At 44.0% G+C, this 20,150-nt stretch carries 15 protein-coding genes; 7 read left to right on the plus strand and 8 right to left on the minus strand.

Annotated features, from left to right (window positions below; translation table 11 throughout):
* The first annotated feature begins 52 nt into the window (after positions 1-52).
* From metH to BMX50_RS25755, 3 genes are all read left to right on the plus strand, one after another.
* A complete protein-coding gene (gene metH / locus BMX50_RS25745; RefSeq protein WP_091217015.1) occupies positions 53-3,757 on the plus strand; it encodes a methionine synthase in 3,705 nt (1,234 codons plus the stop codon).
* 383 nt (positions 3,758-4,140) lie between these two features.
* Positions 4,141-5,097, plus strand: a complete 957-nt coding sequence (locus tag BMX50_RS25750; protein WP_091216806.1) for a methylenetetrahydrofolate reductase — start codon at positions 4,141-4,143, stop codon at positions 5,095-5,097.
* Positions 5,098-5,295: 198 nt separating this feature from the next.
* Entirely contained in the window at positions 5,296-5,853 is a 558-nt protein-coding gene (locus BMX50_RS25755; RefSeq protein WP_091216811.1) for a hypothetical protein, read from the plus strand.
* A gap of 59 nt (positions 5,854-5,912) precedes the next feature.
* On the opposite strand, the gene BMX50_RS25760 is transcribed toward BMX50_RS25755, so the two are convergent.
* Together BMX50_RS25760 and BMX50_RS25765 are read right to left on the minus strand one after the other, a co-directional pair.
* Complete coding sequence (locus tag BMX50_RS25760; protein WP_091216813.1) at positions 5,913-7,751, minus strand: hypothetical protein; 1,839 nt, start codon at positions 7,749-7,751, stop codon at positions 5,913-5,915.
* 285 nt (positions 7,752-8,036) lie between these two features.
* Positions 8,037-8,978, minus strand: coding sequence for a hypothetical protein (locus BMX50_RS25765; protein WP_143065267.1), 942 nt, complete (start codon positions 8,976-8,978; stop codon positions 8,037-8,039).
* A gap of 354 nt (positions 8,979-9,332) precedes the next feature.
* On the opposite strand from BMX50_RS25765, the gene BMX50_RS25770 reads away from it, so the two are divergent.
* From BMX50_RS25770 to BMX50_RS25785, 3 genes are all read left to right on the plus strand, one after another.
* Positions 9,333-9,824: a hypothetical protein gene (locus BMX50_RS25770; RefSeq protein ID WP_091216821.1), complete on the plus strand. Its 492-nt coding sequence runs from the start codon at positions 9,333-9,335 to the stop codon at positions 9,822-9,824.
* Between the two features lie 678 nt (positions 9,825-10,502).
* The gene (locus tag BMX50_RS25780) at positions 10,503-11,303 is read left to right on the plus strand and encodes a sensor histidine kinase (RefSeq protein WP_091216829.1); all 801 of its coding nucleotides are present in this window, start codon (positions 10,503-10,505) and stop codon (positions 11,301-11,303) included.
* A gap of 51 nt (positions 11,304-11,354) precedes the next feature.
* Positions 11,355-12,011, plus strand: coding sequence for a response regulator transcription factor (locus tag BMX50_RS25785; RefSeq protein ID WP_091216833.1), 657 nt, complete (start codon positions 11,355-11,357; stop codon positions 12,009-12,011).
* A 94-nt stretch (positions 12,012-12,105) separates the two neighbouring features.
* Here the strand turns inward: BMX50_RS25785 and BMX50_RS25790 are convergent, their stop codons facing one another.
* On the minus strand, positions 12,106-12,999 hold the full coding sequence (locus tag BMX50_RS25790; protein ID WP_091216837.1) for an AraC family transcriptional regulator: 894 nt from the start codon (positions 12,997-12,999) through the stop codon (positions 12,106-12,108).
* Positions 13,000-13,123: 124 nt separating this feature from the next.
* Between BMX50_RS25790 and BMX50_RS25795 the strand changes: the two genes are divergently transcribed.
* Entirely contained in the window at positions 13,124-13,945 is an 822-nt protein-coding gene (locus BMX50_RS25795; RefSeq protein WP_091216841.1) for a phytanoyl-CoA dioxygenase family protein, read from the plus strand.
* Positions 13,946-14,038: 93 nt separating this feature from the next.
* Here BMX50_RS25795 and BMX50_RS25800 read toward each other — a convergent pair whose 3' ends face one another.
* Genes BMX50_RS25800 through BMX50_RS25820 form a run of 5 tightly spaced genes read right to left on the minus strand, consistent with a single transcriptional unit; the run spans position 14,039 to position 20,149 of the window.
* Entirely contained in the window at positions 14,039-15,028 is a 990-nt protein-coding gene (locus BMX50_RS25800) for an L-histidine N(alpha)-methyltransferase (RefSeq protein WP_091216846.1), read from the minus strand.
* Positions 15,029-15,056: 28 nt separating this feature from the next.
* Complete coding sequence (gene egtB, locus BMX50_RS25805; RefSeq protein WP_091216851.1) at positions 15,057-16,208, minus strand: ergothioneine biosynthesis protein EgtB; 1,152 nt, start codon at positions 16,206-16,208, stop codon at positions 15,057-15,059.
* 5 nt (positions 16,209-16,213) lie between these two features.
* Positions 16,214-17,785 carry an ABC transporter permease/substrate-binding protein gene (locus tag BMX50_RS25810; protein WP_091216854.1) on the minus strand — a complete coding sequence of 524 codons (1,572 nt, stop codon included), beginning with the start codon at positions 17,783-17,785 and terminating at the stop codon, positions 16,214-16,216.
* Entirely contained in the window at positions 17,778-18,752 is a 975-nt protein-coding gene (locus tag BMX50_RS25815; protein ID WP_091216857.1) for an ABC transporter ATP-binding protein, read from the minus strand. Before BMX50_RS25815 ends, BMX50_RS25810 begins: the two co-directional genes overlap by 8 nt.
* Before the next feature lie 11 nt (positions 18,753-18,763).
* Positions 18,764-20,149, minus strand: a complete 1,386-nt coding sequence (locus tag BMX50_RS25820; RefSeq protein WP_091216859.1) for a mercuric reductase — start codon at positions 20,147-20,149, stop codon at positions 18,764-18,766.
* Position 20,150 lies beyond the last annotated feature (1 nt).

The raw sequence follows: 20,150 nt of genomic DNA on the forward strand, positions 1-20,150 counted from the left end.
CCGCAAACCGATAGCTGCAAATTGCAATACTGGCAACGGCCAACTGGAAAAAATGGACATTAGAAAAGAATTACAGAAACGCATCCTGGTGATTGACGGAGCAATGGGTACCATGATACAGCGGTATCAGCTCACGGAGAAGGATTTTCGTGGCGAGCGTTTTCACGATCATCATAGCGACCTGCAGGGCAATAACGACCTGCTCAATATTACGCGCCCCGATATTATCAAGGCCATTCATGCCGAATATTTAGACGCCGGGGCCGATATTATTGAAACTAATACGTTCAGTACGCAGGTAATTTCCCTTGCCGATTATCATCTGGAAGAACTGGCCTATGAGCTAAGCTACGAAGGTGCACGCATTGCCCGTGAAGTAGCCGACGAATATACCCTGCGTAACCCTGCCAAGCCGCGCTTTGTTGCCGGTGCCATCGGGCCAACAAACCGTACTGCTTCATTATCGCCTGATGTTAACGACCCTGGTTACCGCGCCGTTACGTTTGACGATCTGGCCGAGGCTTACTATGACCAGGTACGCGGTTTGGTTGACGGTGGTTCACATTTATTATTGGTTGAAACCATTTTTGACACCCTGAATGCCAAGGCGGCCCTGTTCGCCATAAAACGCTATGAGCAGGAATGCAAAGCAGCCGGTAAAGACTTCCCTGCTTTCAGAAATTCGGGTGGTATCATGATCTCTGGTACTATTACCGATGCTTCCGGTCGTACGCTTTCAGGCCAAACGGTCGAGGCTTTCTGGAACTCGATAAGTCATGCCAACCTGCTTTCGGTAGGTTTAAACTGCGCTTTAGGCGCAAGGGAAATGCGCCCCCACCTTGCCGAGCTTTCTGAAAAAGCAGGTGTTTATATCTCTGCTTATCCAAACGCCGGTTTACCAAACGAGTTTGGCCAGTACGACGAAACACCGCACGAAACTGCTCACCAGGTTGATGATTTCATCAAAGCCGGGCTGGTAAATATTGTAGGTGGATGCTGCGGCACTACTCCTGAACACATTAAATGTATTGCCAACAAAGCTGCCGCGTTTCCGCCACGCCCTATCCCACAAATTGAGCCGGATATGCGCCTGAGTGGTTTGGAATCGGTTACCATTAAACCCGAAAGTATTTTCGTGAACGTGGGCGAGCGTACCAATATTACCGGTTCGCCTAAGTTTTCTAAACTGATTTTGGCTGAGGATTACGAGGCGGCCCTGTCTGTTGCCTTACAACAGGTTGAAGGCGGCGCCCAGGTTATCGACATCAATATGGATGAGGGCATGATCGATTCGGAAGCGGTGATGGTGAAATTCCTGAACCTTGTTGCTTCTGAGCCTGATATTGCCAAGCTGCCTATCATGATCGATTCATCTAAATGGACAGTGATTGAGGCGGGTTTGAAATGTGTGCAGGGTAAAGGCATCGTGAACTCTATCTCCCTTAAAGAGGGCGAAGAGAAGTTCAAAGAACATGCCAGCAAGATCCTGAGCTATGGTGCTGCCACCGTAGTAATGGCCTTTGACGAAACCGGCCAGGCCGATTCATTAGAGCGCCGGATCGAGATCTGTAAACGATCATACGATATTTTGGTGAACGAAGTGGGCTTTCCGCCGCAGGATATCATTTTTGACCCTAACATCCTTACTGTGGCAACCGGTTTGGAAGAGCATAATAACTACGCGGTTGATTTTATTGAAGCCACCCGCTGGATCAAACAAAACCTGCCACACGCTAAAGTGAGCGGTGGTGTAAGTAATATTTCCTTCTCGTTCAGGGGTAATAACACCGTGCGCGAGGCCATGCACTCTGCTTTCCTTTATCACGCTATTAAAGCCGGTATGGATATGGGGATCGTAAATGCCGGGATGCTGGAGGTTTACGAGGAAATTCCGAAAAACCTTTTGGAACTGGTAGAAGATGTACTCCTTAACCGCCGCCCGGATGCTACCGAGCGCCTGGTTGAGTTTGCCGATACCATCAAGAGTAAAGGCAAGGAAGTAGTGCGTGATGAGGAATGGCGCAAAGGTACTGTTCAGGAACGCCTTTCCCACTCGCTGGTAAAAGGTATTGTTGAATATCTTGACGATGATGTGGAAGAAGCACGCCAGGCTTACAGCAAACCACTTGAGGTGATTGAAGGTCCGCTGATGGATGGCATGAACATCGTGGGGGATTTATTTGGTGCCGGTAAAATGTTTTTACCACAGGTAGTAAAATCGGCCCGTGTAATGAAAAAAGCGGTGGCCTACCTCCTGCCTTTCATCGAAGAAGAAAAAAAGAACAATGTAAATGCAGATCAGCGTGCCAATGCCGGTAAGGTTTTAATGGCCACCGTTAAAGGCGATGTGCATGATATCGGCAAAAATATAGTTGGCGTAGTATTAGCCTGTAACAACTTTGAGGTGATTGACCTTGGGGTGATGGTGCCCGCCCAACGCATTATTGAAGAAGCTAAAAAGCAAAACGTTGATATCATTGGCTTAAGCGGATTGATCACCCCTTCGCTTGACGAAATGGTGCATTTTGCGAAGGAAATGGAGCGCGAAGGCTTTACAATTCCGCTTATTATTGGCGGTGCTACTACGTCGCGGATCCATGCCGCCGTAAAGGTGGCGCCGCAATATTCAGGTGCTGCCATTCATGTGCTTGATGCATCACGCAGTGTTACCGTGTGCAGCAGTCTCATGAGCAAAGACAACCGGGATAGTTATATCCAGGGTATTAAGGATGAATATGCCAAAGCCCGCGAAGCACATGCCAACAAAAAATCAGATAAGCGCTTTGTAACTATCGAAGAGGCGCGTGCGGGTAAATTCCAGATCAGCCTTGATGGTGATGTAGCCCCCAAACCTGCGTTTACCGGGACTAAAACATTTGAGAATTTCCCGTTAGAGGAACTGCTCCCTTATATCGACTGGACTCCGTTTTTCCACACCTGGGAACTTCGTGGCAGCTACCCTAAAATATTTGATGATAAGTTTGTTGGCGTTGAAGCTAAAAAACTATTTGACGATGCACAGGTATTGATGAAACGCATTGTTGATGAGAAACTATTCACGGCAAAAGGCGTAATAGGCTTTTGGCCTGCCAATGCCGTAGGTGATGATATTGAATTGTATACCGATGAAAGCCGCACAACTGTTTTAAATCGCATACACACCTTACGCCAGCAGGCCGAAAAGGTAAAGAACGATCCGTATTATGCGCTGTCGGACTTCATCGCACCAAAAGAAAGCGGTGTACCTGATTATTTCGGAGGCTTTGCGGTAACAACCGGCTTAGGTTGCGACGAGCTGGTTGCCGAATTTGAGGCTGATCATGATGACTATAACAGCATCATGGCCAAAGCCCTTGCCGACCGCCTTGCCGAAGCTTTTGCCGAAAAAATGCACGAGCTGGTACGTAAAGATTACTGGGGATATGCCAGAGGCGAGCAGTTAAGCAACGTTGAGCTGATCAAGGAAGAGTATCAAGGTATCCGTCCGGCACCGGGCTATCCCGCCTGCCCGGACCACACCGAAAAAACCACGTTGTTTGAACTGCTTAAAGCTGAAGACAATGCAAACATGCACCTAACCGAAAGCCTGGCTATGTTGCCTGCCGCATCGGTAAGTGGTTTCTACTTCGCACATCCGCAGGCAAGGTATTTCGGTTTAGGAAAGATCAGCAAGGACCAGGTTGAGGATTACGCGGTCAGGAAAAATATGCCATTGGAGGATGTGGAGAGATGGTTGGGGCCGAATATTAATTATTAGCCTCCCCCGGCCCCCTAAAGGGTGAGTAAGGGTGAAATTTTAATTACATAAAATACACAAAATAAAAAACGCCGCCGCTCGGCTCCAGCCGAGTGGCAACTATTAAGCGGCCTCTGGCCGCCGAAGTAGGAATAGTAGGCCAGAGGCCTTGGGATAATTGCCACTCGGCTGGAGCCGAGCGGCAGCGCGGGGCAAAAAGCGCAGGAAAGTGCGATTCCCCTCTTGAGAGGGGTGGAGGGGTGTGTTAACAAAGCGATAATAAACAACGCATAACACACCCCTGCCAACACACATTTCCACAGCGCCCCCTCTCAAGAGGGGAATTAAAAAAGTATATTATAAAACTTAAATAAAAAATTCCCCTTTTAGGGGTTAGGGATCAAATGAAAATACCTGAACATATAGCAAACGCCAACGGCAAAACACTTTTTTCTTTTGAACTGATCCCGCCTTTAAAGGGGCAGAGTATCCAGGGCATTTATAATGCTATTGATCCGCTGATGGAGTTTAAACCTCCCTTTATTGATGTTACCACCCTGCGCGAGGATTTCATTTATAAGCAGCACCCAACCGGCTTGCTCGAAAAACTTTCGTACCGCAAACGCCCGGGTACCATTGCCATCTGCGCGGCAATCATGAACAAGTACAAGGTGGATACTGTACCCCACCTGCTTTGCGGTGGTTTCACTAAAGATGAAACCGAAAACGCCCTTATTGAGCTGGAGTTTTTAGGTATCGAAAACGTACTGGTATTGCGCGGCGATGCCCGCCTTGGAGATTCGTCGTTTGTACCTACACCTAACGGCCATTGCTACGCTACCGAGCTGCTGCAACAGGTTGTAAACCTCAATAATGGCATTTACCTGCATGAGGATCATGGCAATACCGTAAAGACAAATTTCTGCATTGGCGTTGCCGGTTATCCCGAAAAACATTTTGAGGCACCAAATCTCAAAACCGATTTCAAATACCTGAAACAAAAGGTAGAGATGGGTGCACAGTTCATTGTAACCCAGATGTTTTTTGACATTGATAAATACAAAGAGTTTGTGAACGGCTGCCGGGCCAATGGCATCAATGTGCCTATTATTCCGGGATTAAAACCAATCACCACATCAAAGCAACTGGTTACATTATCAAAAACCTTCCATATTGATATCCCTGAAGATTTGAGTGACGCCATCCATGCCTGCGCTACCGAAAAGGATGTTAAAGAAGTTGGCATTGAATGGATGATCAACCAATGTAAAGAGCTGATTGCTTTTGGTGCGCCGGTACTGCATTTTTATACCATGAGCAACGCCGGGCCAACTAAACGTATTGCTGAGGCGATATTTTAGGGGCTTATTATATATTGTCATTGCGAGCGATGGCGTGGCAATCGCACGGAAGTATAGCCGCCCTGTATAGCATGCGATTGCTTCGTCGTTCCTCCTCGCAATGACATGTTTTTATAACAATCGGCACCTAAACAATTGGCCCTGTTGTGATTGATAAATTAAAATATTTACTTTTAGTTATCAATCCAACTTCTGCCTATGGATACCTTTAGTCACATTAAGGCTGTTATCAGCATAACACTTGGCCTTAGCATTACCCACCTGCTTAAAGGAGCGGCCAAACAAATTCAGCATCCCGGCCGGGATAAACCTTATTGGGTGCATAACCTGTGGACACTTTACGTGTTTATCTTACTACTGCATTTTTGGTGGTGGGAGATCAGCCTGCATGAAATAAAGCACTGGCTTTTTACCGAGTATTTTTTCATTATCATATACATTGTAACTTATTACAGTGTTTGCGCCCTCCTATACCCCGACGATCTGAAGGATTATCAAGGTTATAAAGACTATTTTTACTCGCGCCGAAAGTGGATCTTCGGTATTTTGGGAACGAGCTACCTGCTTGATATTATTGATACCGAAATAAAAGGGCCTACTTATGTACACCATTACAATATCGAATATCCTATTCGCAATATCAGCCATTTCATATTGTGTATGATAGCTATCAAAGTAGAAAACCGGAAGTTCCATGCCGCCCTGGTGATCATCTTTATTCTTTACGAGGCTTCATACATCCTGAGATTATTTTAGCGGTTAAAATGAGAGGGCGCCGACATGCAACGGCACCCTCTTCCCCGTCCACATGCAGGTTACTTGCAAAAGATAACCTGGTTCGTTTTTGCCCAGTCATTACTTTCGCCTGTGGTTAATTTGCGATAGGTTGTCAGGGTTAGGCTATATGCACATGAGGGCCATGCGCTGAAAGGAGGCGTTAAAACAAATGGGGCCGGTGCGGCAAGGTTAAACTTTTTAGCATCGCCACGCGGCGTTGTTCCGCTGGGTAAGCCACTTACGGTACCTGTAGCGTTCGACCAAACGCCCAGCGACCAGCTGGCTATCAGTTCATGATCTACCGTGTAATCGGCATGTGCCACGCCGCTTACCGGGGTACAGCCGCTGCCCCCTCCGGCAAAAAGCTCTTCCAGTTTAAGCAGGCTCACTTCGTTCCAGTTGTTCACATAGATCTTACCTATAAGCGATTGTGTATTAAGATTTGGCGAAGCTGGGTTGGCAGGATCATCCGTAGTTTGAAACTGGATATATAACATTCTTCCGTTTTTTTGATCTGCAACGGGCACAGCTAAACCCGGCGTTAACCCAGCGCTGGCGTCACCGCCGCCAATAATGGTAGCAGTATTTAAATAAAATAGCGATCCATAAAAGCCATTATCAAGCGCAGGCTGATCAACCCGTACCCAGCCATTAGCATCAGGGTGCAGCACATGATCAGGGATCGGGTTAGGATAATTATCGGCAGGGATGTTATCAGGTATAGAAGCTGTTTGATTAATATCGATCACTACATCCTGAAATGCGGTAGTGCCGTTCCAGGTGATCTGCCGGGTGGCAACCTTTAAGGCAGTAGGTTCCATCTGGGCAGTGGTTACCGGGTTAAAGTTCACATTATCCGTGGAGAACAAAAAGCGATAATAAAGCGGGCTGGCAGGTGCGGTGGGCACCTTTTTGGTGGCGTAGCCTCCCAGCTTCACCGAACCGAAGAAACCATAGCCGGTGCCACCCGCTCCAAATTTGCTCATGAGGGTTTTACCGCTGCCGTCAATATCAGATGCAATGCTGAAATTACCTACCGATGTAAACCATGGCGTATCACTGGTAATGATGCCGCCGCCCTTAATACAAAGCTTTACACAGAAACAGTTGTTGGCATTATGCCTGTCGTTCTGGCGACCGCGGGTACGGTCTTCGGCAAGGAGCACGGTACCCGATGAGCTTTCGACCCTGAAATAATAATCCGGACCGGCAGGCCATTCCACATTAAGCCATGGTAATAGGGTTTTCCTGAAATTGTCGCCGGGATATACAATAGTGAATTTTCCGTTGTTATCTGTATAAGCGTTGCCCAAATAATCGTCTTGCAGCAGGTCGACATCGTAGGCAAAAACCTTAACGCCGGGGATTGGCTTTTGGGTTTCACAATCGTTTACATAACCGCAAACTACCCAGATATCCAACAGGGTAAGGATGCGGCAAAACCATTTGGAATCTATTTTATAATCAAATCTTGCATATTGAGCATTTTCCTGGCTGCTTTTATACAGCGGCTGCAGCGTAGTAATATGAAACTGCAGGGCCGGGCCTTTTTTAGGCAGCGGAATTTTGAAAGGGACGTTGCCGCAATACCAATCCACATCAATACTACCTCCCTCGTAACCAGATTTTCCTCCGTCAATTTCGATGGTGAAATCGCCGTTCTCCTGCACATCGGCCTGGGTAATGAACAGCCGTTCCTTTGCTTTCAATTCATCATCATTTACCTGGTGAAAGGTTTGTTTGGGATCGGCCACTGCAAGCCTGGTTTCGTTTTGCAGATCGGAAGGGCGGTAAACTTTTACCGATGTGCCCGCAACAGGCAGCTCGCAGTCTGAACATAATAAACCGCGAAGGTTCCCTTTAATAATGTAGTTCATAAGTTTTTGATTAGTATTTGTACCGGCTTACTCTTTAAACTGGATTTTCAGCATACTCCACCGCAAGCAAGCTGATGTGCAGCTCATTTGCTGAGTCAAAGTTTGGGCAAAACAGGTACGCAATCAACGTTGCCACTACGCTATTATAGCCTGTAGTGGTACGCGATATAAAAACGTATCATCAACATGAACAAGACGTAGAATTACGTTTTAATGAGGAAGATTGTATAAAAAGAAAGCGCCTTCCCAGGCAGGAAAGACGCTTTGCAATCACATTTTAGGTTGTTATTGATACAGATATGTTTCGGTGAGGTGCTGCATAGCTTCCTGGAACAGGACGAAAGCAGTTTCCTCATCGTTTTGGCTTATTGCGTTAAGCGAAGAAGCAATATATTTATCGTACAGGCCTTTAAATATTGCCTCTTTGTTTTGTGTTTTATCGATAGCTTCCAGTAAGGAAGCCGAAATAGTATAGTACTTTTCAACTTCTACACCACTAAACTTATCCGTTACTATTTTGTCGCGGAAAGTTCTTAACAGGTTGAGGCGGCTTTCGGCTTCATTACCCAACATGGTTGTTGTGATTTGGGTAAGGGCGCAGGGGTCGTTTGAAGTGGTGACGGCCGGGCAACCTGCACCACCGGGACAAGGAACAGACATCTCTCCAAACATCTTTATTCCATCGGCGGGTTGAATAATAAGTTTATATGGCAAGTTCTCTTCAACCAGGTATCCAAAATGATAAATTATGCTATCACATGTTGTAGCGGCCAAAAATTCCGTCAGCAATATTCTCCCCATGAATGCCCCGCGGTTAATTTGGGTATAGCTCATAGCCGGATCAAGTTTTTTGAAGTTCAATACATGATTAAACAATACTTGCCATGTTCTTTCCAATGAAATAATTTGACCTGTATTAGTCATAAAGCCATGCTGCTTGATAATGGAGTTAGGCAAACTGGCAGTTACTGTGTAATTACAAGGAATCAGCACCAACATTCTTGACGAAGGATCATTGGCATCTTCAAGGCCATTCATAAACTTGATGCCGGATACGTTTTCACCACTCAAAGCAGTTTCAACAGCTGCGCGGCTAAGCATTACCGACTTAACTTCTGTAGGGAATTTTTGCTGAAAATTTTCGGTTAACTCTTGATAAAAGCTTTCGCTGATGAACTCGCCTACCTGATCAGGGCTGATCTGTGTAATTAGCATTTCTTGTTTCATAAAATCGGGTTTTAGGTTTTTGTAATATATTATCAAAAGCAATTTAATAAACAATATCCATATTTAGATATTATATTAAAAACATTTTTACATCCTGAAAAACAGGGCGATTTAAGCACAATAGGCCTACATCAACAGGAATTTTAAGCCACGTAAGATTACAGTTTCTGATACGTAAAAATACGCATAATACGCGGGTGTTAAAACGCAACAACTATGTAATTAATTAACAATCAACTATATAGAATCAATCCAAAAGCTTACTATAGCTTATATGACCGGGGATATCATTGAATGGGATGCTTATTAGTATTAGTTTTATACAAACTAAATCCCTACACGCTATTATTTTTTATGGAAACACAAGAAAAAAGACCATCATCACCTATCACCGGCCACGAAGGCGCACCAATTGAACTTGATTTAGCTGCACAATGGACAGAAAACCATAGGCACCGCAATCCTAAAGATAATATATCACAATTTTTCGGTCGCGAAATATTAAATACCATCCTGAATCAGCCCGATTGCATGGGAATCCGTATTTATTATGCGAATGATCAAAGGCTCAACAGCTGGCAAAAATTCTGGATAGCAATAAGCAATTTTTTATTATCTGTAGTTGCCAACATTGGAGGACAGCAGCATTTTATCATAACCGGGGTTCTTGAAACAGGCGAAGATCAACTACCTGAAGAAAACGCGCCAAAAGCTAAATCAACTGAAAGTGTACAAACATTCTCATTGATGTCTGCTACCACATCCAATACACTTGGCGAACAATCAATGCCATGCCCTGGTTCATCGGGTTGTCCACAAAACAGACTTACCGGAAAAACTTCATAATTAAATTTTTCAAAATGTCTATCAGCTATACGCGACAATTGGAAATTATCTCGGTAATATCGGGTATTTTCCCTATTGCGGCAGCTTTATTGAATTTCCGGCACCTTAATGGTGTGTTGAAAATAATTTCAGCGCTATTCGTTTTTTCGTTCATCATCGATGTTGGATTATGGATTGCATTAGAAAACGGTACCAAGAATGATATGTATGTAATTCATATTTACATCATAATAAGCTTAATCTTTTATGCAATCATATACCATAAATTATTCGAAAAAATAATCTTAAAAAATCTCACTATAATACTATCATGTATAGTTGCCATTATAATGTTTATTTATAACCGCAATCTACAGCAATACCCATCAGTATCCAACACGTCATTAAGTGTACTTCTAATAATCCTATCGCTCTTATATTTTTATCAATTACTTAACCCTCAAAAATTTATACACATAGAAAAACTGGGGCTTTTTTGGATAAACGCAGGCATATTATTTTATTCGGCAGTTAACATCTTTCTGTTCATGCTCCTGGATCGCATTCCGAGAGCTGAGCAGCATAATTATTACATGATCCACAGTGTTACGAATATTATAGCTAATATATTATATTCGATAGGTTTACTATGCAAACAACAAAAAACGTCATAAATTTAGGTTTGCATATATAATAACTATGTACAACAGCCCAATCTTACAAGTATCCGAAAACGGCCTTATCCCTGTTCTGATCATCGGGACGCTTGTGGTTGTTGTGCTGATCATTTTTTTATTCTTCTTCGTGATTGTGTACCAGCGGAGAATGCTTAAAAACCAGGCGGAGTTACGCTCACTTCACGATGCACGTCAAACAGATTTGATGAATGCCGTTTTTGAAACCCAGGAAAGTGAGCGCAGGCGCCTTGCCGAAGACCTGCACGATAGTGTCGGCCAGGTACTTTCGGCTATCAAACTTAACCTGCACCGGCTGGACAAAAACTGCGTGAACGAAGTAACCCAGCCCCTGCTGATGGATACCCGCAAACTGGCCGATGAATGTATCCAGGAGATCAGGAATATCATCCAAAATGTATTGCCCCCTATCCTTACCGACTATGGCTTACTGGTTGCCGTGGAAGCGCTGTGCACCAAGGTTGAAAATAACACCCACATTAAAGTTAAGTTTTCGAAAAACTTTGCGGATAAACGCTTCCCCAATGAAATTGAACTGGCCATGTACCGCATAGCACAGGAACTGTTTGGCAATGCTATCAAACACTCGGAAGCTACTGTCATCAACCTTAATATGGCTTTAGATTCCGGCTACCTGGTTATGGAGTTTAAGGATAACGGCAAGGGGTTTAATATGGATGATGTTAAACAGGGCTTCGGCCTTAAAAATTTACAAAGCCGCGTGCAACTTATTAATGGTGAAATAAATACATATAGCAAACCGCTTAGCGGGGCAATCACTATCATTAAATTAAAAGTAGCATAGTTAAAACCATTAGCCTATATTTATTGATTATTTGACTTTTGAAAGCAACCAATGGGCCCAATTAAATTAGGTATAGTAGACGACCATAAAATTTTCAGAAATGGTTTAAAAGCTACCCTTGAAGATTGCGGGGATTTTGAGCTGATACTCGAAGCTTCAAACGGGAAAGAGCTGATAGGCTTATTAACCGATAAAACCCCTGATGTTATATTAATGGATATTAAAATGCCCGAGATGGACGGTATCCAAACGGCCACCTATGTACATCAGCATTTTAAAGACATCAAGATCCTGGCGTTATCCATGTTTAATGAAGACAAATATATTGTGGATATGATGAAAGCCGGAGCATCAGGCTACCTGCTAAAAAATGCCGAGCCGGAAGAGATCATCGAAGCAGTATCAACCGTCCATAACAAGGGCTTCTATTTTAACGAGCACCTGTCTATAACCCTCATCAAACAACTGGTAGGTAATGACCAGGCAGATAGCCTGCCCAATAATAAAACCGACCTTAACGAACGCGAAATTGAAGTGCTTAAATTGGTTTGCCAGGAATGCTCTAACCAGGAAATAGCAGATAAAATTTTCCTGAGCGTACGCACTGTTGAAGGTTATCGCGCCCGTTTGTTTGAAAAAACCGGATCGAAAAACTTAGTAGGATTAGTTATTTACGCTATTAAACGCGGCATTATTAATGTAACGTGATGTTAGTCTCAAGTCTTTAGTTCTAAGTATTAAGTCAGAATCGGGAAAAGCAACCATAACTCAGGACTTTTGACTTACGACTTCAGGCTCCCAACTATGCTGACAACTTTTTATCGCCTGCCAGGTTGTGCATAAACCTTTTGCGGTAATTAAGCGGGCTTAGGTTCATTTTGGCCTTAAACATTTTGTAAAAATGGGAAACATCGCCAAAGCCACTTTCAAATGAAATTTCTGAAATAGGTTTATCTGTTTGTACCAGTTGCTGTATGGCATAATTAAGACGGTACTCAATTATGGTTTCCATAAATGTTTTGCGGGTAACTTTTTTAAAATATTTACAAAACGCGTTGGGTGTCATGTTGGCAATACTGGCTGCTTTATCTAACGATACATGTTTTCTGAAATTTTCAACCAGATAAGCAAATACAGGATTGATCCTTTCGCGCTCGGTATTGGAACGCTCGCCGATAATACGATTTTGATCAAGCAGTACATACTCTTCTGATGAAGCCATGCGGTGCAAAACTTCCAGTAAGCCTATCAGCATCCTGAAATTGCTTTTCTCCTCAACCAGGTTAAGTAACAACTTTTTAACTTCTGCACTGGTTTCACCATAAAACGATATCCCGCAACCGCTTTGTTGAAAAAGCTTTTTGATTAGCTGAAGCTCAAATTTGTTAAAAAATTCCTCGCCCAAAAAAGCATCATTAAACTGGATCACTACAGCACTTGCCTCGCGGAGCACTGTTTCGTTGGGTTCAAGTTTCCAGCAGTGTGGCAGGTTGGGCCCAAGCAAAACCAAATCGCCAGACGCAAAATCCTCCATATGGCTGCCAACATAGCGCTTGCCATTGCCATTGATAATACACGTCAGCTCATATTCTTCGTGAAAATGGTAAGGGGCATCAAATGCCAGCTTATCAAATTTCCGCACAAGAAATGATTGCGTATTTGTAGGCTGAAGAACTTCGTACGACGCTTTTATCATTGCATATTTTAACGTAAATAAAATTATAACTCAAATTACGGATAAAATCACCCATAAATGTACCATTCATTTCATTTTTTTTCAACTAAAGTTAACCTTACTTTGAAAAATAAACCTAAAAACTATGAATACACAGATCGCTCACTTACCGTCACTTGATAATTTTATAAAACTATCCAACCACAATATTAATGAATTTCGCGAAAAAGGCCATACCCTTGTGCACGAAGTGCTTACAAAAGATGAGATTGCTGCTTACCGACCTGTAATTGTTGGTGCTGCCGACAGGTACAATACCGAAAAGCGCAAACTGGAAGAGCGCGACACCTACGGCAAGGCCTTTTTGCAAATCATGAACCTTTGGCAGGTTGACGAGGATGTTAAAACCTTTGTAATGGCCAAACGGCTGGCCAAAATTGCGGCCGACCTGATGGGCGTTGAAAACGTACGTATTTATCATGACCAGGCACTGTTTAAAGAACCCGGCGGTGGCCCTACCCCATGGCACCAGGACCAATACTACTGGCCTATTGATACCAACAATACGGTAACCTTGTGGATGCCGCTGGTTGATATTAATGTAGACATGGGCATGCTAACCTTTGCATCCGGCTCATATGTTGACGGCGCAGTGTTCAACACCGAAATTTCTGACGAATCGGAATCAGCCTTCGATGAGTACGTTAAAGAAAAAGGATTTGAAATAACCCGAGCCAAAACTATGAAGGCCGGTGATGCAACCTGGCACCGTGGTTTTACCATCCACAATGCCCCTGGCAATAACTCAAAAAAAATGCGCGAAGTAATGACCATCATTTACATGGCCGACGGCGCCCGCATCACCCCCTACAAAAACGAATGGCAAAAAAATGATCACCATAAATGGCTGATGAGTAAACCAATCGGCGAATTGATAGATTCGGAATTGAACCCGAAAGTATTATGAACCGTTGATGCTTATTGATTACACTGATTACGTTGATTTTCCTGAACTTATTAAAGTATCAGCAAAATCAACGTAATCACTCCTAATCAGCGGTTATGCCGCTACCCAAACCGCATCGATAAACCATTTTTTGGTATCGAAAAATTGCCCTACCGGCTGAAAGCCTGTGTTTATCGCAATCTGATCGGTTTGCATCAGGGTGAATTTTTGGGAAATCTCCATGTAGATGTATTCATCTTTTTTGAAATCTACTTTTTCATTGCCTATGGTTACCTGCTGATCCTCCAAACTGATAAGGTAGCTTTTGCAGGCTCCGGTTTCGGGATCATATGTTGGATAATGTTCAAACTTGCTTACATCAAAATCGGCATGCAGTTCTCGGTTGATACGGCGTAAGAGGTTGAGGTTAAACTCGCGGGTAATGCCGTCTTTGTCATTATAAGCGGCAAGAATAACCCGCGGATCTTTTTTGAGGTCCATGCCAATCAGTACCATATCCCCTGCCGACAGGTTATTTCTTAGCTCACGACAAAACTCAATAGCTCCATCAAGCGGCATATTCCCAATGTTTGAGCCTAAAAAGAGCACTACTTTACGCCTTGGCGAAATAGCGGCGGCCTTCTTCAGCATCTCAAAATATTCGCCGTTAAGTCCGGTGATCTTTAAGCCGGGCAAAGTTACGGGCAGGGTTATATTGAGATATGATATTACGTTATCAGATATATCTATTGGCAGGTAAGTAAAATCGGCCTGTTTATCCAGGAGGTACTTAAGCAGATAAGAGGATTTTGTGGCATCACCGGCACCAAGTTCTATCAGGTCAAAAGCATCTCCATCCGCAATCAGCGCGTCACAGATCTCGGCAGTTTTTTCTGAAAAGATTTCCAGCTCACAGTTGGTAGGATAGTATTCAGGGCAGTTCATGAGCTCCTGGAATAACTTATCACCATTTGCATCATAAAAATATTTGGAGTTAAGATGCTTGGGCTCCGCTTGCAACCCGGCGATAACATCAGTATAAAACTGCATGTTTTCGGCGCTTATGGTACAATTAACGGCTGTTGATGTAAAGACTTGGTTCATAAGTGATGGTGGTGGTTTTTGTGTCAATTTACTTCGCAAGTCTTATGCCAGTAAATTGCCATCGTAAATTTGTCTGAAAAAAATTGCGATATGTTGCACGGCTATGACCTGGCGGCGTAACTTCTGACGCGCCGCGCAAAACTTTCTGGTTAACCATAAATTTACCATTGTATTCGCCTATTGCGCCTGGCGCTTTGGCAAAACCAGGATAAGGCAAGTATGAACTTTCTGTCCACTCCCAGCGGCGGCCCCAGTTAAATTTCGAGGCTGCTGCTTCCCACTCAAATTCGGTTGGCAATCTAAGGCCTTTCCACGAAGCGTATGCATAAGCTTCAAAATAGCTGATATGTGTAACAGGACCTTTTAAATGCAGAGGCTCTAAGCCGTGATAGGTATAATTATGCCATTCATTATCTATCAGGTGCCAATACAAAGGCGCTTCAACTTTATTGGTTTTTACCCAATCCCAGCCTTCGGCATGCCAATGACGAAAATCATGATAACCGCCGCTATTTATAAATTCCAGGTATTCGGCATTGGTAACCAGCTTAGGGCTTATCTGGTAAGCATTCAGGTATACTTTATGGCGGTTAAGCTCATTATCAAAGCAAAAGCCATCACCGGTAAAGCCTATTTCATAAATGCCCTCATTCATGCTGACAAAAGCATCATTTACCCCTTCATCAATATGTGGAGCAGCGTAGTTTTTATTATAAGCCGGGAACAGCGGATTATGACCCAATATGAATTTAATATCGGTCATTAACAGCTCCTGGTGCTGCTCTTCGTGGTTAAAGCCAAGGATAAGCAGTTCTTTAACATCGTTACTTACCCCACCACTCAAAAAGCCTTCCATGGCCTCATCAACATATTTACGATAGCTGTAAATTTCAACAACTGTAGGGCGGCTCAGGTTACCACGATCGGTGCGGATCACCCGCGTGCCAACAGTTTCGTAGTAGCTGTTAAAAACGTAGTTATAATCAGGATTATATTCCTGGTAGCCCATAAAATAGGGCTTGAGAATAAACGTTTCAAAAAACCAGGTAACATGACCAATGTGCCATTTAGGCGGGCTAACATCCACCACGGGCTGCACTACATAGTCTTCTGTTTGAAGATAAAAGCAAATTTTTTCCGTACGCTGGCGTACCTCTTTGTACCGGTCTATTAAATCCATTGATGTTACTTCCTATCCAAAAACTGTTTTAAGTTTGAAATTGTTTTAATACGCAATTGCCTGGCCTGCTGCTGCCTCATCATTAAAGCATAGGCATTGTTAAATCCTATTGGTTTAAGCCATTTTATCTGATACTTACTTTCAAACTGGCGTTGTACATAATTGTATGTGCTATCCCTGTTTACTGTTACTTCATTAACTGTTTTTGGCGATGCCTGTAAAATGGCCAGCAAACCTGTACCCGTGTATTCAGGGTAAAAATCTATCTGGTTATTGGTTAGCGCGTCAAAACAAATTTTAGTGCCCCCGAGGCCCGTTTTTGTTGATACCTCATGATCGGTATAGCCTTTTATCAGCATACTGTACATATTGGCCAGGATGTATTGTTCGCCAAATATCTTCGAGCCTATACGCACAATGCCATCACTCCCACCCTTCTCCGGTCGCCACAATTTATTGGCAACCAAAAAATCCTTTGCAACGCGCTCGGGGCTTTGGTGAAGATAGTCGGTACGGTAATTTAAAACCGTCATGACTGAATCATTTATTTTATCTGCAAGCAGGTTCAATGTCGGCTCAAGGTCAGGAAATTTTTTCAGAACATCATCGCGCACTATTGGCGCTGCATAATACGGCGGGAAAATATGCTTATCGTCATCCAGCACAACCAAATCATAGGCTTTTAACCTGCCATCGGTTGAGTAACCGCTGATCACATCCAGATGCTTTTCAAATGCAGCTTTATACATTACCGCATCGCTGATCACGATTGTATGGATCTTTAAGCCGTATTTGCTCCGGAGACCGAGATCGCCATCCTGACGCCCCATAAACTCGGGTGTAAAACCAGCTACAAGCTTCCCCTCTGATTTTGCGGGAACGATGTAAAACAAGCATAAAACTATCAGCAGTATTGGAAATACATAAATAACCCTCTTTAACTTTTTAAAGCTGATCTTTTGCACCATCGATAACAACAGATCGAAGATAACAGCCAGCAGCGCAGACGGAATTGCCCCCGCCAATATCATATTGGTATTATTAAGCGAAATACCGCCGAAAATAAACTCGCCCAGGCCACCGGCGGCTATGAGGGAAGCCAGCGTTGCAACGCCCACGTTAATCACCGTAGCCGTGCGAATCCCGGCAAATATCACCGGCATAGCCAGCGGCAATTCAACCTTAAATAATATTTGCCATTTACTCATCCCCATGGCTAAAGCCGCTTCCTTAACCGCCGGGTCAACTCCCAAAATGCCGGTGTATGTATTGCGAATAATGGGTAATAACGCATATAGCAACAGGGCAACAATGGCCGGTTTGGGGCCGATACCCAAAAGTGGAATCATAAAACCAAGTAAAGCTATGCTTGGAATAGTTTGCAATACACCGGCAATACCCAACACCAAGCCTGCCAGTCGCTTTCGCCTAACAATGAGTATACCCAGCGGTAAGCCCACCAATACCGCTATGCACAGCGAAATAAAAGTAAGGCCGATATGCTGCAGGGTTTGCTCCTGCAGCTTGCCCGACTGCTGCTGTATAAACTGCCATAAAGTTTGCTGCTGCTCATTCATGGGCCTGATGGTTTTTATATTGATAAAAGGCCGCCATTAAAGATTCAAAAGATACAGTCTTCGCTTCCTTATTCTCCAGATCTACCATGTTAAGGCGTTTAGGTTTCAAAAATGTAGCTCTTTCTAAAACTGCCCATAAATTATCTTTATTATTAACCAGGATCCCAGATCCAACTTCTTTTATTTCTTCGTCTGAAGGAAGTAAATGCCAAAGTGATCTAACAGTAATTGTTTTAAACTCCAGCAGCAGTCTTTGCTCTTTCAGAAAATCTTTTACAAAATCATTAACAGGATCAAAGAGCAACTGGGCCGGTGTGCCGGATTGGATAATTTTCCCCTTATCCATCAGGCAAATGCGGTCGCCCAGTTCAAAAGCTTCCTGCACATCATGCGTTACCATGATAATGGTTTTACGCTTCAACTCGTCAAGAGCTTTAAATTCGGCATGAATTTTTGAGCGGGTAACATTATCCAGCGCACCAAAAGGCTCATCCATCAATAATACCGGCGGATCGGACACCAATGCCCTCGCCAAACCAATGCGCTGCTGCTGGCCGCCGCTCAGTTCATTAGGATAAACGCTTAAATACGAGGCATCAAGATGGAGCTTTTCCATCAGCTCGGCTGTACGCTTTTCTGTTTTCTGTTTATCCCATTTTAGCAGGTTAGGAACAACTGCTATATTTTGAGCAACGGTATAGTGCGGAAACAAGCCGTTATTTTGCAGTACATAGCCAATTCCACGACGCAGAATCTCTGGCTTCTGATCCATGATATTTTTGTCGTCTATGTAAATACTGCCGCTTGCTGGCTCAATAAGCCGGTTAATCATTTTTAGCGTGGTGGTTTTACCGCAGCCACTGGTACCTAACAGAATAAGGTTTTCCTGACTCTCCACCTCAAATGATACCCCATCAACTGCTTTAACCCCGCCAAAATGTTTGCTTACATTGTCAACCTTGATCATGCGCGGCGGTTTTAATCCCCAAGGGTCATGAAAAGGTTATTAAGCGATTCGGAATATAGCGGATGGGCAAAAACACAATAACGGATCCTGTCGTATGTAATGCCACCCTCCATGGCCATTTGCAGCACGGTCATGATCTCACCGCCTTCGGGGCCAAGCACGGTTGCCCCTAAGATCACCTTTGTATCCGGATCAACAATAGCTTTCATAAAGCCCCTGGTATCGCCGGTTTCAATAGCCCGGGCCACATGTGCCATAGGCAGTTTAGCAACTTTATATTTGATCCCCTGTTTTTTTGCCTGCGTTTCATCAATGCCAATGCGGCCCAGCTGCGGGTCGGTGAACATACAATATGGAACCGGGCGGTCTTTTATTGTATAATCCGTACCTTCAAAAAGGTTACGGTAAACAATAGTATAATCGTTATAGGAAATATGTGTAAAGGCCGGGCCGCCTTTTGCATCGCCAAGGGCATAAACACCGGCAGCAGTGGTTTCCAGTTTATCATTAACCTTGATATTGCCATGCTCGTCGGCCTCGATGCCTGCTGCAGGTAGGTTCAGTGCCTCTGTTTGCGGTTTACGGCCCACAGCCACCAATACGTGGGTGCACTTTATCTTATGCTCCTCTCCTTTTTGGGATACAGTTACGGTTATTTTGCCGCCCGATTTTTGTTTAAACTTAATAGCATGGGCATCGTTCAATACTTTAATTGATTCCAATTCAAGAATCTTTTGCATCTCCTCAGAAATATCCGGATCCTCATGCGATACTATCCGCTCTGATTTTTCCAGAATCGTAACCTTACTGCCAAAGCGACGGAACATCTGCCCAAACTCCAGGCCGATGTAATTGCCGCCAAGCACAAGCAGGTGTTCCGGCACCTTATCGAGGTCAAGGATTGTGGTTGAGTTGAGATATTGGATCTCATTCAATCCTTCAATCTCGGGGATCAAAGGCAATGCACCAGGGTTTAAAAAGATAAGGTCGGCCGTAATCGTTTGCTTTTTGCCGCTGTTGAGCCTAACCTCCACCGTTTTCTCACCGGCAAAAACAGCCTCACCAAATATCACATCCAGATTTTGCGTTTTCTCGGCGGCTTTTAATCCACCATTACGTGAACGCAGTACAATTTCGTCCTTCCGCTTTTTGATGGCAGCCAGATCAACCGAAAACTTTTTTACAGGTACGCCCAACTCATGGCTTTTAGTGGCCATATAAGCCGCCTTTGCCGAAGCAACCATGGTTTTGGTGGGCGTACAGCCATCGTTAACGCAGGTGCCGCCGTAAAATCGCTTCTCAATTAAAACAGTCTTTTTTCCGGCTTTAGCTAACCGTTTAGCTAAGGGGCCGCCGGCCTGACCGGCACCTATAACAATGGCATCGTAAGTTTTCATA

Origin of the sequence: Mucilaginibacter gossypiicola, from assembly GCF_900110105.1 — a bacterium.
Taxonomy (GTDB): Bacteria; Bacteroidota; Bacteroidia; order Sphingobacteriales; family Sphingobacteriaceae; genus Mucilaginibacter; species Mucilaginibacter gossypiicola.